Source organism: Serratia sp. JKS000199 (assembly GCF_900215455.1).
Lineage (GTDB): Bacteria > Pseudomonadota > Gammaproteobacteria > Enterobacterales > Enterobacteriaceae > Serratia > Serratia ureilytica.
Window position 1 is genome coordinate 887,832 of the sequence record NZ_LT907843.1, and the last position, 18,727, is coordinate 906,558.

The 18,727-nt window shown below is 60.8% G+C and carries 16 protein-coding genes; 7 read left to right on the forward strand and 9 right to left on the reverse strand.

What is annotated here, in order from left to right; genetic code table 11:
* Window positions 1–29: 29 nt before the first annotated feature.
* The 3 genes from fghA to CPH57_RS04400 are packed head-to-tail and all read right to left on the reverse strand — an operon-like array spanning window position 30 to window position 2,962.
* Window positions 30–872 carry an S-formylglutathione hydrolase gene (gene fghA / locus CPH57_RS04390; RefSeq protein ID WP_015377214.1) on the reverse strand — a complete coding sequence of 281 codons (843 nt, stop codon included), beginning with the start codon at window positions 870–872 and terminating at the stop codon, window positions 30–32.
* A 14-nt stretch (window positions 873–886) separates the two neighbouring features.
* Window positions 887–2,011, reverse strand: a complete 1,125-nt coding sequence (locus tag CPH57_RS04395; RefSeq protein ID WP_160880177.1) for an S-(hydroxymethyl)glutathione dehydrogenase/class III alcohol dehydrogenase — start codon at window positions 2,009–2,011, stop codon at window positions 887–889.
* A gap of 30 nt (window positions 2,012–2,041) precedes the next feature.
* Window positions 2,042–2,962, reverse strand: a complete 921-nt coding sequence (locus CPH57_RS04400; RefSeq protein ID WP_033654969.1) for a LysR family transcriptional regulator — start codon at window positions 2,960–2,962, stop codon at window positions 2,042–2,044.
* Between the two features lie 105 nt (window positions 2,963–3,067).
* Here CPH57_RS04400 and CPH57_RS04405 point away from each other — a divergent pair, with 105 nt between their 5' ends.
* From CPH57_RS04405 to mglC, 7 genes are all read left to right on the forward strand, one after another.
* A complete protein-coding gene (locus CPH57_RS04405) occupies window positions 3,068–4,225 on the forward strand; it encodes a YbfB/YjiJ family MFS transporter (protein ID WP_033650593.1) in 1,158 nt (385 codons plus the stop codon).
* A 244-nt stretch (window positions 4,226–4,469) separates the two neighbouring features.
* Entirely contained in the window at window positions 4,470–5,135 is a 666-nt protein-coding gene (folE, locus tag CPH57_RS04410; protein ID WP_004938969.1) for a GTP cyclohydrolase I FolE, read from the forward strand.
* Between the two features lie 79 nt (window positions 5,136–5,214).
* Entirely contained in the window at window positions 5,215–6,387 is a 1,173-nt protein-coding gene (yeiB, locus tag CPH57_RS04415) for a DUF418 domain-containing protein YeiB (RefSeq protein ID WP_096242081.1), read from the forward strand.
* Between the two features lie 127 nt (window positions 6,388–6,514).
* Window positions 6,515–7,552 carry an HTH-type transcriptional regulator GalS gene (gene galS / locus CPH57_RS04420; RefSeq protein WP_096242082.1) on the forward strand — a complete coding sequence of 346 codons (1,038 nt, stop codon included), beginning with the start codon at window positions 6,515–6,517 and terminating at the stop codon, window positions 7,550–7,552.
* A gap of 265 nt (window positions 7,553–7,817) precedes the next feature.
* Window positions 7,818–8,810: a galactose/glucose ABC transporter substrate-binding protein MglB gene (mglB, locus tag CPH57_RS04425; protein ID WP_033650594.1), complete on the forward strand. Its 993-nt coding sequence runs from the start codon at window positions 7,818–7,820 to the stop codon at window positions 8,808–8,810.
* A gap of 99 nt (window positions 8,811–8,909) precedes the next feature.
* Window positions 8,910–10,418 carry a galactose/methyl galactoside ABC transporter ATP-binding protein MglA gene (mglA, locus tag CPH57_RS04430; RefSeq protein ID WP_004938959.1) on the forward strand — a complete coding sequence of 503 codons (1,509 nt, stop codon included), beginning with the start codon at window positions 8,910–8,912 and terminating at the stop codon, window positions 10,416–10,418.
* A gap of 11 nt (window positions 10,419–10,429) precedes the next feature.
* Entirely contained in the window at window positions 10,430–11,440 is a 1,011-nt protein-coding gene (mglC, locus tag CPH57_RS04435) for a galactose/methyl galactoside ABC transporter permease MglC (RefSeq protein ID WP_033642445.1), read from the forward strand.
* A 919-nt stretch (window positions 11,441–12,359) separates the two neighbouring features.
* Here mglC and sanA read toward each other — a convergent pair.
* From sanA to CPH57_RS04465, 6 genes are all read right to left on the reverse strand, one after another.
* The gene (sanA, locus tag CPH57_RS04440) at window positions 12,360–13,103 is read right to left on the reverse strand and encodes an outer membrane permeability protein SanA (RefSeq protein ID WP_004938948.1); all 744 of its coding nucleotides are present in this window, start codon (window positions 13,101–13,103) and stop codon (window positions 12,360–12,362) included.
* A gap of 169 nt (window positions 13,104–13,272) precedes the next feature.
* On the reverse strand, window positions 13,273–14,970 hold the full coding sequence (locus CPH57_RS04445) for an NAD-dependent malic enzyme (protein ID WP_004938945.1): 1,698 nt from the start codon (window positions 14,968–14,970) through the stop codon (window positions 13,273–13,275).
* Window positions 14,971–15,191: 221 nt separating this feature from the next.
* Window positions 15,192–16,076: a cytidine deaminase gene (gene cdd, locus CPH57_RS04450; protein ID WP_033642446.1), complete on the reverse strand. Its 885-nt coding sequence runs from the start codon at window positions 16,074–16,076 to the stop codon at window positions 15,192–15,194.
* Window positions 16,077–16,213: 137 nt separating this feature from the next.
* Entirely contained in the window at window positions 16,214–16,909 is a 696-nt protein-coding gene (locus CPH57_RS04455; protein WP_033642447.1) for a CidB/LrgB family autolysis modulator, read from the reverse strand.
* Window positions 16,906–17,313 carry a CidA/LrgA family protein gene (locus tag CPH57_RS04460; protein ID WP_033642448.1) on the reverse strand — a complete coding sequence of 136 codons (408 nt, stop codon included), beginning with the start codon at window positions 17,311–17,313 and terminating at the stop codon, window positions 16,906–16,908. The genes CPH57_RS04455 and CPH57_RS04460 overlap by 4 nt, the downstream gene beginning before the upstream one ends.
* 138 nt (window positions 17,314–17,451) lie before the next feature.
* The gene (locus CPH57_RS04465) at window positions 17,452–18,666 is read right to left on the reverse strand and encodes an MFS transporter (protein ID WP_033642449.1); all 1,215 of its coding nucleotides are present in this window, start codon (window positions 18,664–18,666) and stop codon (window positions 17,452–17,454) included.
* Window positions 18,667–18,727: the final 61 nt, after the last annotated feature.

Genomic DNA, 18,727 nt, shown 5'->3' on the forward strand with positions numbered 1-18,727 from the left:
CGGGCGGTTAAACCGCCCGGATTTTTTTATCAGCGGAACAGGTGCTCGGCGTGGAAACGCAGGTGATCTTCCACGAAGGTGGCGATGGTGAAGTAGCTGTGATCGTACCCCGGCTGAATGCGCAGCGTCAGCGGCCAGTCGCGCTGGCGCGCCAGTTCGGCCAGCCGCGCCGGCTGCAGCTGATCGGCCAGGAACTGGTCGTCATCGCCCTGATCGATAAGGACCGGCATTTTTTCCGCGCCGCTGGCCAGCAGATGGCAGCTGTCGTACTGCAGCCACTGGCTCTCGTCGCTGCCCAGATAGGCGGTGAACGCCTTGCGGCCCCACGGCACCTGGCACGGGTTGACGATCGGCGCGAAGGCTGATACCGAGCGGAAGCGCTGCGGATTGCGAAACGCCATCATCAGCGCGCCGTGGCCGCCCATCGAGTGGCCGAAGATCGACTGACGATCGCTGACGCTGAAGTGCTGTTCGATCAGCGCCGGCAGTTCGGCGCTGATGTAGTCGTACATGCGGAAGTGACGATCCCACGGCGCCTGGGTGGCGTTCAGGTAGAACCCGGCACCCTGGCCCAGATCGTAGCCTTCGTCGTTCGGCACCTCGTCGCCGCGCGGGCTGGTATCCGGCATCACCAGCACCAGGCCCAGCTCGGCGGCGATGCGCTGCGCGCCGGCTTTCAACGTGAAGTTCTCGTCGTTGCAGGTCAGCCCCGACAGCCAGTACAACACCGGCGGCGGGTTGTCATCGCGCGGCGGCGGCAGGTAGATGCTGAATGTCATGTTGCAATTCAGGCTCTGCGCCGCGTGGCGGTAACGCTGTTGCCAGCCGCCGAACATGCGGTGCTCTTCGAGAAGTTCCAATGACAACGTCATCTCTGCCTCCTGGCTTATTTGTCGAAGTGGATGACGGAACGGATCGATTTGCCTTCGTGCATCAAATCGAACGCTTCGTTGATCTGCTCCAGCCCCATGGTGTGGGTGATAAAGTCGTTCAGCGCGAATTCGCCGTCCAGATAGCGCTCGACGATGCCCGGCAGCTGCGAACGGCCCTTGACGCCGCCGAATGCCGAACCGCGCCAGACGCGGCCGGTGACCAGCTGGAACGGCCGGGTCGAGATCTCTTCGCCGGCGCCCGCGACGCCGATGATCACCGATTCCCCCCAGCCCTTGTGGCAGCACTCCAGCGCGGAACGCATCACGTTGACGTTGCCGATGCACTCGAAGGAAAAGTCGACGCCGCCGTCGGTCAGCTCGACGATCACCTCCTGAATCGGTTTGTCATAGTCTTTCGGGTTGATCAGATCGGTAGCGCCCAGCTTGCGCGCCAGATCGAACTTGCTGGTGTTGATGTCGATGCCGATGATGCGGCCCGCGCCGGCCATCTGCGCGCCGATGATCGCCGACAGGCCGATGCCGCCCAGGCCGAAGATCGCCACGGTGTCGCCCGGTTGCACTTTGGCGGTGTTCATCACCGCGCCCATGCCGGTAGTGACGCCGCAGCCCAGCAGGCACACTTCCTCCAGCGGCGCTTCCTTGTTGATTTTCGCCAGTGAAATTTCCGGCACCACGGTGTATTCGGAGAAGGTGGAGGTGCCCATGTAGTGGAAGATCGGCTTGCCGTCCTTGAAAAAGCGGGTGGTGCCGTCCGGCATCAGGCCTTTGCCCTGAGTGGAGCGGATCGCCTGGCACAGGTTGGTCTTGCCGGATTTACAGAATTTGCACTCGCCGCACTCCGGGGTGTAGAGCGGGATCACGTGATCGCCGACCGCCACGCTGGTGACGCCTTCACCGACCGCTTCCACCACGCCGCCGCCCTCGTGGCCGAGGATCGCCGGGAACACGCCTTCCGGATCTTTGCCGGACAGGGTGTAGGCGTCGGTGTGACAAACGCCGGTGGCGACGATCCGCACCAGCACTTCGCCTTTTTGCGGTGGCATCAGCTCGACTTCTTCGATCTTCAGCGGCTGGTTCGGGCCCCAGGCAACGGCGGCGCGGGTTTTGATCATCTCCATCATAGTCTCCTCAGTGGTTTTCTTTTTAAATCAGGCGATATCGACAACGTCTGATAAATCGTTGGGGGTGCTTTCATCAACAGCGGCGGTTTCCGTCTGTTCAATAATCAATTCTTTCAGCGCGCGCACGTTCGGCCCGAACGCGTCGCGGCGCCACAGCAGCCAGGTGGCGGTGTCGGCCACGTCCGGCGGCAGGGGGTGAACCCGAACCCGCTCATGGCCCGGCAGCAGGCTGAGCACCGAATGCGGGATCATCGCCAGCCCGGCGCCGCTGGCGACGCAGGCCAGCATGGCGTGATAGGACTGGATCTCCATGATCTGCCCCGGCCGCGCGCCTTCGCGCTTGAACCAGGCCTCCAGCCGCAGGCGGTAGGAACAGCTGGCGCGAAAGGCGAACAGCGTTTCGCCGTTGGCGTCTTTGGCGCTGTGGATCGGCGCGTGATCGAGACAGGAGATCACCACCATATGTTCAGGATAGGCGATGCAGCCGTTTAGCTCGTCATAGGGCACCGGGCCGTCGACCAGCGCTGCCGCCAGCGTGCCGGCGCGCACCCGATCGGCGATTTCGCCGGAGGTGCCGGTAGTCAGCGACAGAGACACCTGCGAGAAACGCTGGTGGTAAGCTGCCAGCAGCGAGGGCAGGCGGGTGGCGGCGGTGCTCTCCATCGAGCCGAGAGCAAAGTTGCCCGCCGGTTCGCCGGCATGGGTGATGCTCATCGCCTCGTCGCTCAGCGCCAGGATGCGATTGGCGTAGCACAGAAAGTTATGGCCCATCGGCGACAGGCGCAGGCGCTGTTTTTCGCGGATAAACAGATCGGCGCCCAGCTCCTGCTCGAGCTGGCGCAGCCGGGTGGTCAGATTCGACGGCACGCGGTGCAGCTGCTCGGCGGCGCGGGCGACCGAGCCGGTTTCCGCTACGCAGCAGAACATGCGAAGCTGAGTCAGATCCATAATATTCTCGTTTCGTGATGAACTTGATAACTATTATTCAGTTTTTGTGAGTTTAATACTGCGGCATGATACTGGCAACTTTCTTTTAACCTTTTGGATACCGGTATGGCTTTACGTATTGCCTTGAGCGGGTTTGCCGCGCTGATCGTGGCGATGGGCATTGGCCGCTTCGCTTTCACCCCTCAGGTGCCACTGATGATCGCTGACCACCAGTTCAGCCTGACCGGCGCTGGGCTGGTGGCGGCGATCAACTATTTGGGATACCTGTGCGGCGCCTACGACGCGATGCGCGCCACGCGCCACGTCGAGCGGCGCCTGTGGCTGGGCGTATGGGGTGCGATGGCGCTGACGCTGCTGTCGGCGTTGGCGCAGGATGAATGGACCCACGGCGCGCTGCGCTTCGTCATCGGCTGGGCCAGCGGCTGGGCGATGGTGCTGGTGGCGGCCTGGACCAACGAGCGGTTGGCGCACTACGGCCGGCCGGCGCTGAGCGCGGCGGTGTTCGCCGGGCCGGGCGCCGGCATCTTCCTCAGCGGCATGCTGGCGGTGGGCATCAACGCGCTGGGGCTGACGGCGGCGCAGGCCTGGCTGGTGTATGGCGGGCTGGCGCTGGTGCTGGTCGGGGGGATTAGCGCCTTTCTGCCGCGCAGCGGCGAGCTGCATCGCCCGGACGTGGCCCCGGAGCCGCTGCTGCTGACGCCGGCGCTCAAGCGTCTGGTGTGGAGCTACAGCCTGGCCGGCTTCGGCTATATCCTGCCGGCGACCTTCTTGTCGCAGATGGCGGCGGCGCGTTTTCCCGACAGCCTGTTCGCACAGTTCGTCTGGCCGGTGTTCGGCGGCGCGGCGGTGCTGGGGATCGTTATCGGCATTGTGACCCGCCATCGGCTGACTACCCAAACCCGGTTGGCGATCACGCTGTGGGTACAGGCGCTCGGCGTACTGAGCGCCGAAGTGGTGCCGGGCGTGGCCGGCCTGGCGCTCGGGGCGTTGCTGACCGGCGGCGGTTTCCTCTGCGTGGTGCAGCTTGCCCTGCAGCACGGCCGTGAACTGGCGCCGCGCCATGCGCGCTACATGGCCGGATTGCTGACCACCGGTTATGCGATCGGCCAGCTGGTTGGACCGATGCTGTCGGCGCTGTCGACCGCCTTGACCCATCGGTTGGAACCGGCGCTGTATGTGGCGGTGATAGCGCTGTTGGTGGCCGGAGGGCTGGCGGTGAATACCCCGGCGCGGCGGTTGGCGCAAAAAACGGCGACTCGGTGATTAAAATCCATACAAAAAGCGTGGAGACCCGCAGCCGGCCTGATTGTGCTAAATGCGAAGATTTCACCTCTGGATGAAGCACTATCACTGGATAATCGCCGCGCTCTCATCTACAGTGGGGGCAAAATCTTGACCGGGTTCACGTTATCCACCACGAAAACTCTGCCGTCACGAGAGCAAGCAATTCGCCGGCCGCACGCCCTATCAGGCCGCCGGCGGGTTCCGTCCGCAGGAGAACAAATACATGACATCATTAAGTAAAGAAGCCGCGCTGGTGCATGCGGCACTGGAAGAGCGTGGTCTGGAGACACCGCTGCGCGGGGAAGTGCTGGATCGCGAAACGCGCAAGCGTCGCATCAAAGAGCACATGACCGAAATCATGCAGCTGCTGAATCTCGATCTGTCTGACGACAGCCTGGCGGAAACGCCGCATCGCATCGCCAAAATGTATGTCGACGAGATCTTCTCCGGTCTGGACTACGCCAACTTCCCGAAAATCACCGTCATCGAGAACAAAATGAAGGTGGATGAGATGGTGACGGTGCGCGATATCACGCTGACCAGCACCTGTGAACACCACTTCGTCACCATCGACGGCAAGGCCACCGTGGCCTATATCCCGAAAGACTCGGTGATCGGTCTGTCGAAGATCAACCGCATTGTGCAGTTCTTCTCCCAGCGTCCGCAGGTGCAAGAGCGCCTGACCCAGCAGATCCTGGTTGCGCTGCAGACCCTGCTCGGCACCAATAACGTGGCGGTATCGATCGATGCAGTCCATTATTGTGTCAAAGCGCGCGGCATTCGCGACGCGACCAGCGCCACCACCACCACCTCGTTGGGGGGGCTGTTCAAGTCCAGCCAAAATACCCGCCAGGAGTTCCTGCGCGCGGTGCGCCATCACCAGGGGTGATGGCGTTGCGGGGCGACTCGCAAAACGACAACAGGCGCCTGCGGGCGCCTTTTTCATGAGCGGAAGACAGCGATAAAAAATGAACAGTCATCCTCTGCCGCGTATCGCTACGCTGGACTGCGTGCGCGGCATCGCCATCCTCGGCATCTTATTGCTGAACATCAGCGCCTTCGGCTTGCCGAAGGCCGCCTACCTCAATCCGGCCTATCTGGGGATGCCGTCATCGCGCGACGCCTGGACCTGGGCGCTGCTGGATCTTTTCGCCCAGGCCAAGTTCCTGGCGATGTTCGCGCTGCTGTTCGGCGCCGGGCTGCAAATGCTGCTGCGGCGCGGCAAAAGCTGGATCCGCGCGCGGCTGTCATGGCTGGTGCTGTTCGGCCTCGCGCACGCCATCTTCCTGTGGGACGGCGACATTCTGCTGGCTTACGGGCTAATCGGCTTAGTGTGCTGGCGCATGATCCGCGAAGCCAAAGACACATTCCAGCTGCTGAAAACCGGCGTGGTGCTCTACCTGATCGGCGTGGCGGTGCTGCTGCTGCTCGGTTTTGTCTCGCACGGTGAACCGGGCAGCTTCTGGCAGCCGGGCGTGGCGGAATTGCAGTACGAGAAGTTCTGGAAGCTGCAGGGCGGTTTCGAAGCCTGGCGCAGCCGCGCCGATCTGCTCTCGTCCAGCCTGCTGGCCATCGGCGCGCAGTATGGCTGGGAGCTGGCGGGGCTGATGCTGTTCGGCGCCGGGCTAATGCGCAGCGGCTGGCTGCGCGGCAGCTATTCCTCCGGCTATTACCTGCGGCAGGCGGCGTGGCTGTTGCCGCTGTCCGTGCTGATCCAACTGCTGGCGGTGGCGCTGCAATGGCAGGTGCATTGGGAGTATCGCTGGAGCGGTTTCCTGCTGCAGGTGCCGCGCGAGCTGGGCGCGCCGCTGCAGGCGCTGGGTTACCTGGCGCTGTGTTACGGTTTCTGGCCCGCGCTGTCGCGTCTGCGCATCGCCCACTGGCTGAGCCAGGTGGGGCGCATGGCGCTGAGCAACTACCTGTTGCAAACGCTGATCTGCACTACGCTGTTTTATCGCTTTGGCCTCTATGAGCAGTTCGACCGGCTGCAGCTGTTGGCGTTTGTGCCGCTGGTCTGGTGGGTCAACCTGGTCTTTTCCGCACTGTGGCTGCGTTACTTCGAACAGGGGCCGATGGAATGGCTGTGGCGCAAATTGACGCAGATGGCCGCCGGTGAAACGGAATCCAAAGCGCTGAAGTGAGCGCCCATCGGCAGGTTAAAAAAATGTATGTAAACGTTTTCTTTCCTGTGACGTAATTCACGCAGCGCTGCGGGTCAATCGGGGTAGGATAGCGCCACCGGCCACTACCCCGATTTCAGGATCCCGCATGCCTCCAGTTCATCCGATCACTATTCGCGACGTGGCGAAACGCGCCGGCGTCTCCGTGGCGACCGTGTCTCGCGTGCTCAATCACAGCGCGCTGACCAGCAAAGAGACGCGCGAACAGGTGCTGCAGGCGGTGGCGGAACTGGGCTACCGCCCCAACGCCAATGCACAGGCGCTGGCGACCCAAAGCAGCGATACGCTGGGCGTGGTGGTGATGGACGTGTCCGATCCGTTCTTCGGCGCGCTGGTGAAAGCGGTAGACACGGTGGCGCAGAAACACCACAAGTATCTGCTGATCGGCAACAGTTATCATCAGGCGGACAAAGAGCGCCATGCGATCGAAGTGCTGATCCGTCAGCGCTGTAACGCCCTGATTGTTCACGCCAAAGCCTTGAGCGACGCCGAACTGATCGGCTTTCTGGAGCAGGTGCCGGGCATGGTGCTGATCAATCGGATTATCCCCGGCTATGAGCCGCGCTGCGTTGGGCTGGACAATGTCTGCGGCGCTGACATGGCGATGCGTCTTCTGCTCTCGCAGGGCCATCGGCGCATCGGTTATCTGGGCTCCAATCACCCGATCGAAGACGGGCCGCTGCGTCAGCAAGGCTATGCGCAGGCGATGGCCGCCGCCGGGCTGGCGAAGCCCGACAGCTGGCGCGCGTACGGTTCGCCGGATCTGCAGGGCGGCGAGGCGGCGATGGTCGAGCTGCTGGGGCGCAACTTACAGCTGAGCGCGGTGTTTGCCTACAACGACGCCATGGCCGCCGGCGCCATGGCGGTGCTGAAAGAAAACGGTATCACGGTGCCGCAGCATTTTTCGCTGATCGGCTTCGACGACATTCCCATCGCGCGCTACACCAGCCCCAAACTCACCACGGTGCGTTACCCGATCGTTTCGATGGCCACGTTGGCGACCGAGCTGGCATTACAGGGCGCAGCAGGCCTGGCGGAGCCGCAGGCGAGCCATCTGTTCATGCCGACGCTGGTGCGGCGCCATTCTGTCGCCCCCTGGCAAAGTGAGGCGACGGTCACTCTCTGACGATTTAATCTTGTGTAACCGTTTTCAATCTGTGAGAAAATTCACAGAATATTAACATCACGCCGTCTATGCTCTAGGCGTTTTCAGGCGCAAAGGCCCTTGCCGCTGTAACCGTTTATCTCGCGCTGACACAGCATTTCTCGGAAATAACAAGATCCACGGACGACAGGTGTTGAGTGGAAATCGCCTGGCCTGGGGTGCGCGCACTGCCGGTGACCATTGGCTCAAAGACGAGTAATACCCTACACAGAACCGGAGATTGACAATGAATAAGAAGGTTTTCACCCTGGCCGCCATGGCCGCTGCCATGATGTTTGGCGCCGCAGCCCATGCTGATACCCGTATTGGCGTCACGATTTACAAATACGACGACAACTTCATGTCGGTGGTGCGCAAAGCGATCGAGAAAGACGCCAAGGCTTCACCGGACGTTACCCTGTTGATGAATGACTCGCAGAACGATCAGTCCAAACAGAACGATCAGATCGACGTGCTGCTGGCCAAGGGCGTGAAAGCGCTGGCGATCAACCTGGTCGACCCGGCCGCGGCGCCGGTGGTTATCGATAAGGCGCGCGCAAACGATATCCCGGTGGTGTTCTACAACAAAGAACCTTCCCGCAAAGCGCTGGACAGCTATGACAAGGCGTATTACGTCGGCACCGATTCCAAAGAGTCCGGCGTGATCCAGGGCGAACTGATCGCCAAACACTGGAAAGCCAATCCGGCCTGGGATCTGAACAAAGACGGCCAGATCCAATTCGTGCTGCTGAAGGGCGAGCCGGGCCACCCGGATGCCGAAGCGCGCACCACCTACGTGGTGAAAACGCTGAACGAGAAAGGCATCAAGACCCAACAGCTGCAGTTGGATACCGCGATGTGGGATACCGCGCAGGCGAAAGACAAGATGGACGCCTGGCTCTCCGGCCCGAACGCCAACAAGATCGAAGTGGTGATCGCCAACAACGACGCCATGGCGATGGGCGCGGTGGAAGCGCTGAAAGCGCACAACAAGACCAGTATTCCGGTGTTCGGCGTGGATGCGCTGCCTGAAGCGCTGGCGCTGGTGAAATCCGGTGCGATGGCGGGCACGGTGCTGAATGACGCCGACAATCAGGCGAAGGCCACCTTCGAGCTGGCGAAAAACCTGGCGGCGGGCAAACCGGCCACCGAAGGCACCCAATATAAAATCGAAAATAAAGTCGTGCGTATCCCTTACGTCGGCGTAGATAAAGACAACCTGTCTCAGTTCATTAAATAAGAATTGAGATCCCGCTAAGACCCCGCCTGCGGCGCCAACACCAGGGATACCGCCGGCGGGGATGTTTACGACTGCAAGATCGTTAAGCCAGGTGTATTTATGGCCGATAGCTCACGCGAATTTTTGCTGGAAATGACGGATATTTGTAAGTCATTTCCCGGCGTCAAAGCCTTGGACAATGTCAATTTACGCGTCCGTCCGCACTCCATTCACGCCCTGATGGGAGAGAACGGCGCGGGGAAATCGACGTTGTTGAAATGCCTGTTCGGCATTTACAAAAAAGACAGCGGCAGCATTGTATTTCAGGGCCGGGAAATCGACTTCAAGAGCTCGAAGGAAGCGCTGGAGCACGGCGTTTCCATGGTGCATCAGGAGCTGAACCTGGTGCTGCAGCGCACCGTGATGGACAACATGTGGCTGGGACGCTACCCGACCAAAGGCCTGTTCGTCGATCAGGACAAGATGTTCAAAGACACTCAGGCGATCTTCGACGAGCTGGATATCGACATCAACCCGCGCGAAAAGGTGGGCAACCTGTCGGTGTCGCAGATGCAGATGATCGAGATCGCCAAAGCGTTTTCCTATGACGCCAAGATCGTCATCATGGACGAACCGACCTCTTCGTTGACGGAGAAAGAGGTCAATCACCTGTTCACCATCATCCGCAAGCTGAAAGAGCGCGGCTGCGGCATCGTCTATATCTCGCACAAGATGGAAGAGATCTTCCAGCTGTGTGACGAGATAACGGTGCTGCGCGACGGCCAGTGGATCGCCACCCAGCCGCTGGAAGGGCTGGATATGGACAAGATCATCGCCATGATGGTCGGCCGCTCGCTGAGCCAGCGTTTCCCCGACAGGCAGAACACGCCGGGTGAGGTGATCCTCGAGGTGAAGAACCTGACGTCGCTGCGGCAGCCTTCGATCCGCGATGTGTCCTTCGATCTGCACCAGGGCGAGATCCTCGGCATCGCCGGGCTGGTGGGCGCCAAACGCACCGACATCGTCGAGACGCTGTTCGGCATTCGCGAAAAGGTGGCGGGCACCATCAAGCTGCACGGCAAGGCGATCGACAACCACAGCGCCAACGAAGCGATCAACCACGGTTTTGCGCTGGTGACCGAAGAACGCCGTTCCACCGGGATTTACGCCTACCTCGACGTGGGTTTCAACTCGCTGATCTCCAACATCCGCAATTATAAAAACAAGCTCGGTCTGCTGGACAACGCGCGGATGAAGAGCGACACCCAGTGGGTGATCGACGCCATGCGGGTGAAAACGCCGGGGCATCACACCCATATCGGCTCGCTGTCCGGCGGCAATCAGCAAAAGGTGATCATCGGCCGCTGGCTGCTGACGCAGCCGGAGATCCTGATGCTGGATGAACCGACGCGCGGCATCGACGTGGGCGCCAAGTTCGAGATCTATCAGCTGATGACCGAGCTGGCGAAGAAGGGCAAGGGGATCATTATCGTCTCGTCCGAAATGCCGGAGCTTTTGGGGATCACCGACCGCATTTTGGTGATGAGCAACGGCCAGGTTGCGGGCATCGTTAATACCAAGCAGACCTCGCAGAATGAAATCTTACGTCTCGCCTCCCTGCACCTTTAAGGATTCGAATTATGAACGCGCTAAATAAAAAAACCTTATTTACCTATTTCAAGGAAGGCGGCATTTACGTGGTGTTGCTGGTGCTGTTGGCCATCATCATCATTCAGGACCCCACCTTCCTCAGCCTGATGAACCTGAGCAATATCCTGACGCAGTCTTCGGTGCGCATCATCATCGCGCTGGGCGTGGCGGGGCTGATCGTTACCCAGGGCACCGACCTGTCCGCCGGGCGGCAGGTGGGGCTGGCGGCGGTGGTGGCGGCCACGCTGCTGCAGTCGATGGATAACGTCAACAAAGTGTTCCCGCACATGGAAACCTGGTCGATTCCCGTGGTCATCCTGCTGGTGTGTGCGGTCGGCGCGGTGATCGGCCTGGTTAACGGCCTGATTATCGCCTACCTCAACGTGACGCCGTTCATCACCACGTTGGGCACCATGATCATCGTCTACGGCATCAACTCGCTGTATTACGATTCGGTCGGTGCGTCGCCGGTCGCCGGCTTCGATCCGAAGTTCTCCACCTTTGCCCAAGGCTTCTTGCGCTTCGGCGACTTCAAGCTGTCGTACATCACCTTCTATGCGCTGATTGCCATCATATTTGTCTGGATCCTGTGGACCAAGACCCGCTTCGGCAAGAACATCTTCGCCATCGGCGGCAACCCGGAAGCGGCCAAAGTGTCCGGCGTCAACGTGCCGCTGAACCTGATCATGATCTATGCGCTGTCCGGCGTGTTCTATGCCTTCGGCGGCTTGCTGGAAGCGGGGCGCATCGGCAGCGCCACCAACAACCTCGGTTTTATGTATGAGCTGGACGCCATCGCCGCCTGCGTGGTGGGGGGCGTCTCGTTTGCCGGCGGGGTGGGGACGGTGTGGGGCGTGGTGACCGGGGTGATCATCTTTACCGTCATCAACTACGGCCTGACCTATATCGGCATCAACCCGTACTGGCAGTACATCATCAAGGGCAGCATCATCATCTTCGCTGTGGCGCTGGACTCGTTGAAATACGCCAAGAAGAAGTAGATTTACCGCAGCACAGACGACAAGGCCGGCCTATTGCCTAATGCTGGTCAGTTAGCGTTTTTTTGAAGTACTCGAGTCGTTTTCGGTCGATAAATGAGAGGTGCATCATGAGGCTCCAGCACCTCGACCGAGCCAGGGGCCGAAGGCGCGGCCCCTGGCAACCCGCGCCTTTGCCCTATCAGACGGTTGGCTTTGCCAACGTTACTCAGCCCATCCCTGGGCCTCGCCCCTTCGGGGCCGCTGCAAGCAGCGTTCAAATCTGCTCCAGGCAGATTTGTCCTCTCTCCGCCATACCGCATTGAGGCCGGTTGCGACAGGCGTCCCTGCCTGTCTCACCTGAAACCGCCGTCCATGGCGGTTTCTCCTAATGCGCTATGCCTGCGTTCGGCGTCTTCAAGGGCGTCCAATACCGTGCTCATCTCCGATTTCGCTTCTCTGTCATAACCTCATAAGGGACAGGTTGCCCGGTAGCTGCCAGCTCGGGTGTTGACCTTAGGCGCGCATCACCGGCTGCCGAGCAAGACAGCGTTGTCAGGGGCAACCGGCCAGGGAAGGCCGGTTGAGGCGAGACTAACAGGGACGTTTGTCGCAGCCGACCCGCCCGACAATGCAGACGCGGCGAGGACAAATCTGCCGGGAGCAGATTTGAACGCTGCTTGCAGCGGCCCCGAAGGGGCGAGGCCCAGGGTGGGCCGAGTAATTTCCGCACAGCGGACAGACGGTGTTAAGCAAGGGCGCGGGTGGAGGGGCCGCGCCTTCGGCCCCTCCAATTGCCGTTCATTGTAGTAACAGAGAAATTCGGGGGATTTACGGCAATTCATCCTGCACGTCACGTAAAGAGACTGGATAAAAAATACCAGTCAGGCTTAAGTGACCGGCATTAGGCCTATTTTTCCGGCTTTTTTGGGCGTTTGCCGCGTCAAGGCTGTTTGGCTTTCTGCTTCTCTTCTTTCAGCTTGTGCTCCAGCTCCACCAACTGTTCCGGCGAGACGGCGGGATAACCCTGGGCGTCTTCCGGCACGGTGTGCATGGCGGAGATCGGGATCAGCGGGCCGAGGAAGCGCGGCTCGCGCTTGAGGATGTACAGATCGGTCAGCGCGCCCAGACGGGCGAAGATCTCGCGGGCGCGCACCGTCATCATGTCCTTTGGCGACGGCACCGCGTAACACTGCGCCTGAATGCCCATGTGCAGGGCGATAAACAGCGCGCGCTCGCAGTGGAAGCGCTGGGTGATGATGATGAAATCGTTGGTGTCGAACACCTTGCGGGTGCGCACGATGGAATCCAGGGTGCGGAAGCCGGCGTAATCCAGCACGATATCGCTCGGCGCCACGCCGGCGGCGATCAGATCGCGGCGCATGGTCATCGGTTCGTTATAGCTTTGCTGGGCATTGTCGCCGCTCAGCAGCAGGTATTTTACCTTGCCGCTGTTATAGGCGTTGATCGCTCCCTGAATGCGGTAACGGTAATACTGGTTGATCACGCCGGTGCGATAATACTTGGCGGTGCCGAGCACTACGCCGACCTGGCGATGCGGCAATTCCTGCAGTTCGTCGTAGACGTAAGGCGCGGTTTTCCAGCTGATCCAGCGATCGAGCGCAATAGCCGAGCCCATCAACACCGCAATGATGATGAACAGGCTGATTATCAGGCGTTTCCACATGTTGTTGCCTTACGCGCGCCGGGCTGAAAAAGATGGATCAAGGCTACTTTACCTGACCGACCGACGCAAGACGCGAACCGCCTGAAGCACGCGCGTCGCCGCATTTTTCGGCGGTTTTGCCGCACAAAAAAGCCCGGCGGAGCCGGGCTGGGTCATTTCAGCGCGTCAATCAGAACGAGGTGCGCTTATAGCTGCGGTACTGCGGCCGCCAGAAGTTGTGCTCGATGGCTTTCGACAGTGCGTCTTCGGAGGTGACGATCGCCACACCCTGCAGCTGCGCCGCTTTGCCCACTTCCATGGCGATGCACTTGGATACGCCCTGAATATCGTCGATATTCGGCAGCAGCGCGCCGTGGCCGTCGGTCGCCAGCGGCGAACAATCCGCCAGCGCGCGGCTGGCGGCCATCAGCATGGCGTCGGTGACGCGGGTGGCGCCGGAGGCCAGCACGCCCAAACCGATGCCCGGGAAGATGTAGGAGTTGTTGCACTGGGCGATCGGGTACAGCTGCTCTTTGTAGCTTACCGGCGCAAACGGGCTGCCGGTCGCGACCAGGGCGGCGCCGTCGGTCCAGTTGATGATGTCTTCCGGACGGGCTTCCACGCGCGAGGTTGGGTTGGACAGCGGCATCACGATAGGGCGTTCGCAGTGCTTGTGCATCTCGCGGATCAGCTCTTCGGTAAACAGCCCCGGCTGGCCGGAAACGCCGATCAGAATGGTCGGCTTGGCGTTGCGCACCACGTCCAGCAGCGAGATGGCGTCGCTGGCGGTTTCCCAACCGGCCAGGTTGTCGCTCTTCTGCACCAGCTTGCTCTGGAAGTCGAGCAGGTTCGGCAGTTTGTCGGTCAGCAGGCCGAAACGGTCAACCATGAATACGCGGGCGCGCGCTTCGTCTTCGCTCAACCCCTCGGACTTCATCTGCGCGATGATCTGCTCGGCGATGCCACAGCCGGCGGAACCGGCGCCGAGGAAGGTGACGGTCTGATCGCGCAGCTGGCTGCCGGCGGCGCGGCTGGCGGCGATCAGGCTGCCGAGGGTGACCGCGGCGGTGCCCTGGATGTCGTCGTTAAAGCAGCAGATCTCGTCGCGGTAGCGGTTCAGCAGCGGGGTGGCGTTGTTCTGCGCGAAGTCTTCGAACTGCAGCAGCACGTTCGGCCAGCGGCGTTTGACCGCCTGAATAAACTCTTCGACGAAGGCGTGGTATTCCTCGCCGGAGATGCGCGGATGGCGCCAGCCCATGTACAGCGGATCGTTGAGGCGCTGCGGGTTGTTGGTGCCGACGTCCAACACTACCGGCAGGGTATAGGCCGGGCTGATGCCGCCGCAGGCGGTATACAGCGACAGCTTGCCGATGGGAATGCCCATGCCGCCGATGCCCTGGTCGCCCAGGCCGAGAATGCGTTCGCCGTCGGTCACCACGATCACCTTGACGTTCTGCTTGGTGGCGTTTTGCAGCATGTCATCGATGCGATCGCGGTTCGGGTAGGAGATGAACAGCCCGCGCGCGCGGCGGTAGATATCGGAGAAGTGCTCACAGGCCTCGCCGACGGTCGGGGTGTAGATGATTGGCATCATCTCGCTCAGGTGCGAGTCCAGCAGGCGATAGAACAGGGTTTCGTTGGTGTCCTGGATGTTGCGCAGGTAGATGTGCTTATCGTTATCGTTCTTGAAATCCTGATACTGACGGTAGGCGCGTTCCACCTGTTCTTCGATGGTCTCCACCGCTTCCGGCAGCAGGCCGTGCAGGTTGAAGTGGCTACGTTCTTCCTCGGTGAAAGCGCTGCCTTTGTTCAGCAGCGGAAATTCCAGCAGAATCGGGCCGGCGTAAGGGATGTAGAGCGGGCGTTTGCTTTCGTATTCTAGTTCCATCAGTTTTACTCTTCACGTATCAGATAACTGTATTGCCGACGATCCTAAAAGATAAAGAGAAGATGTACAGCATTTGTTGCCCGATGATGAACCAGGTTGGCGTAATTATCGACAATCAAATGATTTTTTAACTAAAGAAAGTGTCTCTGGCGGCGTCGGGGCATTGTATTTGGCGGGCGGTGCTGTTAACGGCGGAACCGGATGGCCCCGCCGTCGTGCGCTTAGAAGGCGGCGCGGCTGACGTTTTGGCAACCCAGCGCCGCCAGGGTGACGCGGGTGGCGTCCCATTGGCTGATGCTCGCGTCCTGCGGCTCGGCCAGGACGGCGCGACGGATAGCTCGGCAGTCGCCGCCGGAGAGGTTCAGCAGGATCAGCGCGGCCTGCAGCGGCGGCAGGCTCGGGTTAAAAGCGGCGTTTTCCGCATAGCGGCCGGCGTAGATATTGCCGTCTGCCGTTTCCAGCGCCACGCCGCTGTGGGCGTTGCTGTACGGCGCGTGGCTCCGGTTGGCCGCCGCCAGCGCCGCTTGCGTCAGCGCATCGTTCAGCGGCAGTTGATGCCCGTGATTGACCTCGTCCATCAGCAGTGAAGCGACATCCAGATCTTTCGGGCCGAAGGCGTCCGGCAGATAGTCCGCCAGCGTGGCCGGCGCGCGGCCAGGTAAACGGATTTGCAGCGCGCCGCCGCTGTTCAGCTCATTCATAAACTGGCGGCAGTGGCCGCACGGCGTATAGTTGACGGTGATCGAGGCCAGCGCTTTTTCGCCGCGCAGCCAGGCGTGAGTCACTGCGCTTTGTTCCGCATGTACGGATTGCTGCAGCGGCGCGCCGCTGAATTCCATATTGGCGCCGAAATAGAGATTGCCGCTTTGCCCGCGCGCGATGGCGCCGACGTGGAAATGCGATATCGGGGTTAACGAGCAGGCCGCCGCCAGCGGCAGCAGCGCGAATGCCAGCGCGTCATCGTCCAACCCGCAACCTGAGCGGATCGCCGCCGCTTGCTCGGCCGTGAACATCGCCGGAAAGTCGGACGCGTCCAGATAGGGCTGCAGGGCGGATTGCAGTGTCGCGGGCAGTGCGCTGAAAGCGGTGTGAAAACGCGGATGCATGGAAGGTCTCTCTACAGGTTAACGGGATCACATTCTAGGCAGGCCAGAGACATTAAAGTGTGATCAATATCTCTTAAATGATGAAATCAATGTAATAAAAGGCGTAAATGCGAGATGTATCGCAAGTTTCATCCTGATCAACCGAACAGATGCAACAGCACCGGAAACACAAACGGCGCCAGCAGCGAGGTGATGATGCCGCAGATCACCAGCGCCAGCGAGCCGAAGGCGCCCTCCTGATAGTCCATCTCCGCGCAGCGCGCGGTGCCCAGCGCGTGGGAAGCCGTGCCCATCGCCAGGCCACGCGCCGAGGGGGTCGTGATTTTCAACAGGTTGAACAGCGTGTGGCCGAACACGGCGCCGAGGATGCCGACGAAAATAACGCAAACCGCGCTGATCGCCGGAATGCCGCCGAGCGAGTCCGCGACGGCCATCGCGATCGGTGTAGTGACCGATTTCGGCAAGATAGAGGCGGCGATTTCCGGCGTGGCGCCCAACCACAGGGCGATGGCGCCGCCGCTGATCATGGCGGTCAGGCTGCCGATGAAGCACACCGTGATAATTGACTTCCAGCGTGCGCGGATTTGGTGCAACTGCTCATACAGCGGGAAGGCCAGCGCGACGACCGCCGGCTGCAGCAGATCGTTGAGGATCCTGCTGCCCTGGAAGTAGCGCTCATAGGAAATGCCGCTGAGCAGCAGCAGCGGGATGATCACCGCCATGGACACTAGCAGCGGATTGAGCAGCGGCATGTTCAACTTGCGCGCCAGCCAGCGCGCGGCGAAATAGACCGCCAGCGTCAGCGGCAGCGACCACCAGATTTCGTGGATCATGAGTTGCCCTCCGTGTCGTCGGGCTTGCCGGCAATGCGGCGCTCGCGGTGAAAATAGTGTGAGGTATAGCCGACCACCACCAGCACCATCAGCGTGCTGATCAGGCAAGAAATGACCAGCGGGCCCAGATGCGCGACGATCTGGTCGTAATATTTCATCACGCCGACGCCGATCGGCACGAACAGCAGCACCATGTAGCGGATCAGCAAATGACAGCCGGGTTTAACCCATTTGGCCGGCAGGATCTGGGTGGAGAGCAGCGCGAACAGCAAGAGCATGCCGATGATGCTGCCGGGAATGGCGAACGGCAGCAGCGCCGCCACTGCGTTGCCGACGAACAGACACAGGTAGATGAGGAGCAGGGCCCTGAGGTATTTCCAGCACAGTGTGAGCACGTTGGCCATTGTCTTTTCCCGTTTAACTGACGCATTCATCATACAATTAAACTGTGAGCCACGCCACAGATCGCACTATGAATTCTCGCTATGCCTGCCATGCGCGATCGGCGGGTTGACATCCTGCTTTGAGAGTTGCAGGCAGGGTCAGCGCGCGTCTTCGGCCGTTGCCGCAGAACGTTCAGCCAAACGATGGCCGAGGAAGAAAAACAGCAGGCTGAGCAGCGCGGCGACGATCAGCATCACGAACATCAGCGGCGGCGCGGCGTAGCTGAGCATGACCCCGCACAGCACCGGGTTGATGGCGCCGCCCAATGCGCTGAGGTTCTGTACGCCATAGTAGCTGCCTTTCAGGTGCGGCGGCGCGATAAAGTCGATGAACATGTATTCCACCGGGATAACGATGATCTCGCCTAAGGTAAACACCGCCATCGCCGCCAGCCATAGCCAGACCGCCTGGCCGGCCACCATAAAACCGAGCAGCCCGACGATGAAAAACAGCGTGCCCAGCGCCAACCAGCGCAGCATATTCTCCTGGCGCATGCCGCGGCTGAGCAGGTATTGCAGGGCGATGACGATACCGGCGTTGACGATCATCACCAACCCGATGATTTTGTAGGCGAACTCGGCGCTGGAGACGGTGATCAGGTACTGCGACAGATAGCCCGTGAACTGACCGAACACCACCGCGCCCAGCGTGCTGCCGAGGGTGAAGTAGATCAGCCGTCGATCGCTTCGCAAGATGGCCAGCGTTTGACGGAAGTTGGCCAGCGCGGCCGGTGCGGCGGCGCTGGGTGCCGGGCGCTGTTCACCACCGCGCAAGCGCAGGCTCAGCGCCGTCACCGTCGCCAGCGCCAGGCCGCCTGACAGGTAGAACGGCAGCAGCGAACTCAGCCCGGCCACCAGAACGCCGAGCGCAGAGCCGATCGCCCAGCCGACGTTGACCAGCGTGTAGTTGATTGAGAAAGCCTTGATGCGCTGCTCGACCGGCAGCCAATCGGCGAAACAGGCCTTAATGGTGATGCTCAGCACCGAATAACAGGTATGCAGGATCGCCAGCACCACGATCACGCCGCCGGGACGCGGGATCCAGGGAATGGCGAAGAAACTCAGCGCGAACAATAAAATCGACAGCAGGATCAGGCGGTTTTTGCTGAATTTGTCCACCAGATAGCCGCCGTACAGGCTGGCGATGATGCCGAGGGTGAGGCTGACGCCCAGGATCACGCCCACGCTTTTCGGCAACAGCTGGAAGTGCTCGGTGAGGTAGATGGTGATGAACGGCAGCGTGACGCCGCGGCCGATGGTCAACACCAGCGAACTGGCCAGCAGTACGTTGATCAGCGAGGGGAATCCCTTCATTTGAAACCTGTTTATGCATACAGTTATTGGGCGATGCAGATAACATAGCGCATTTTGGCGG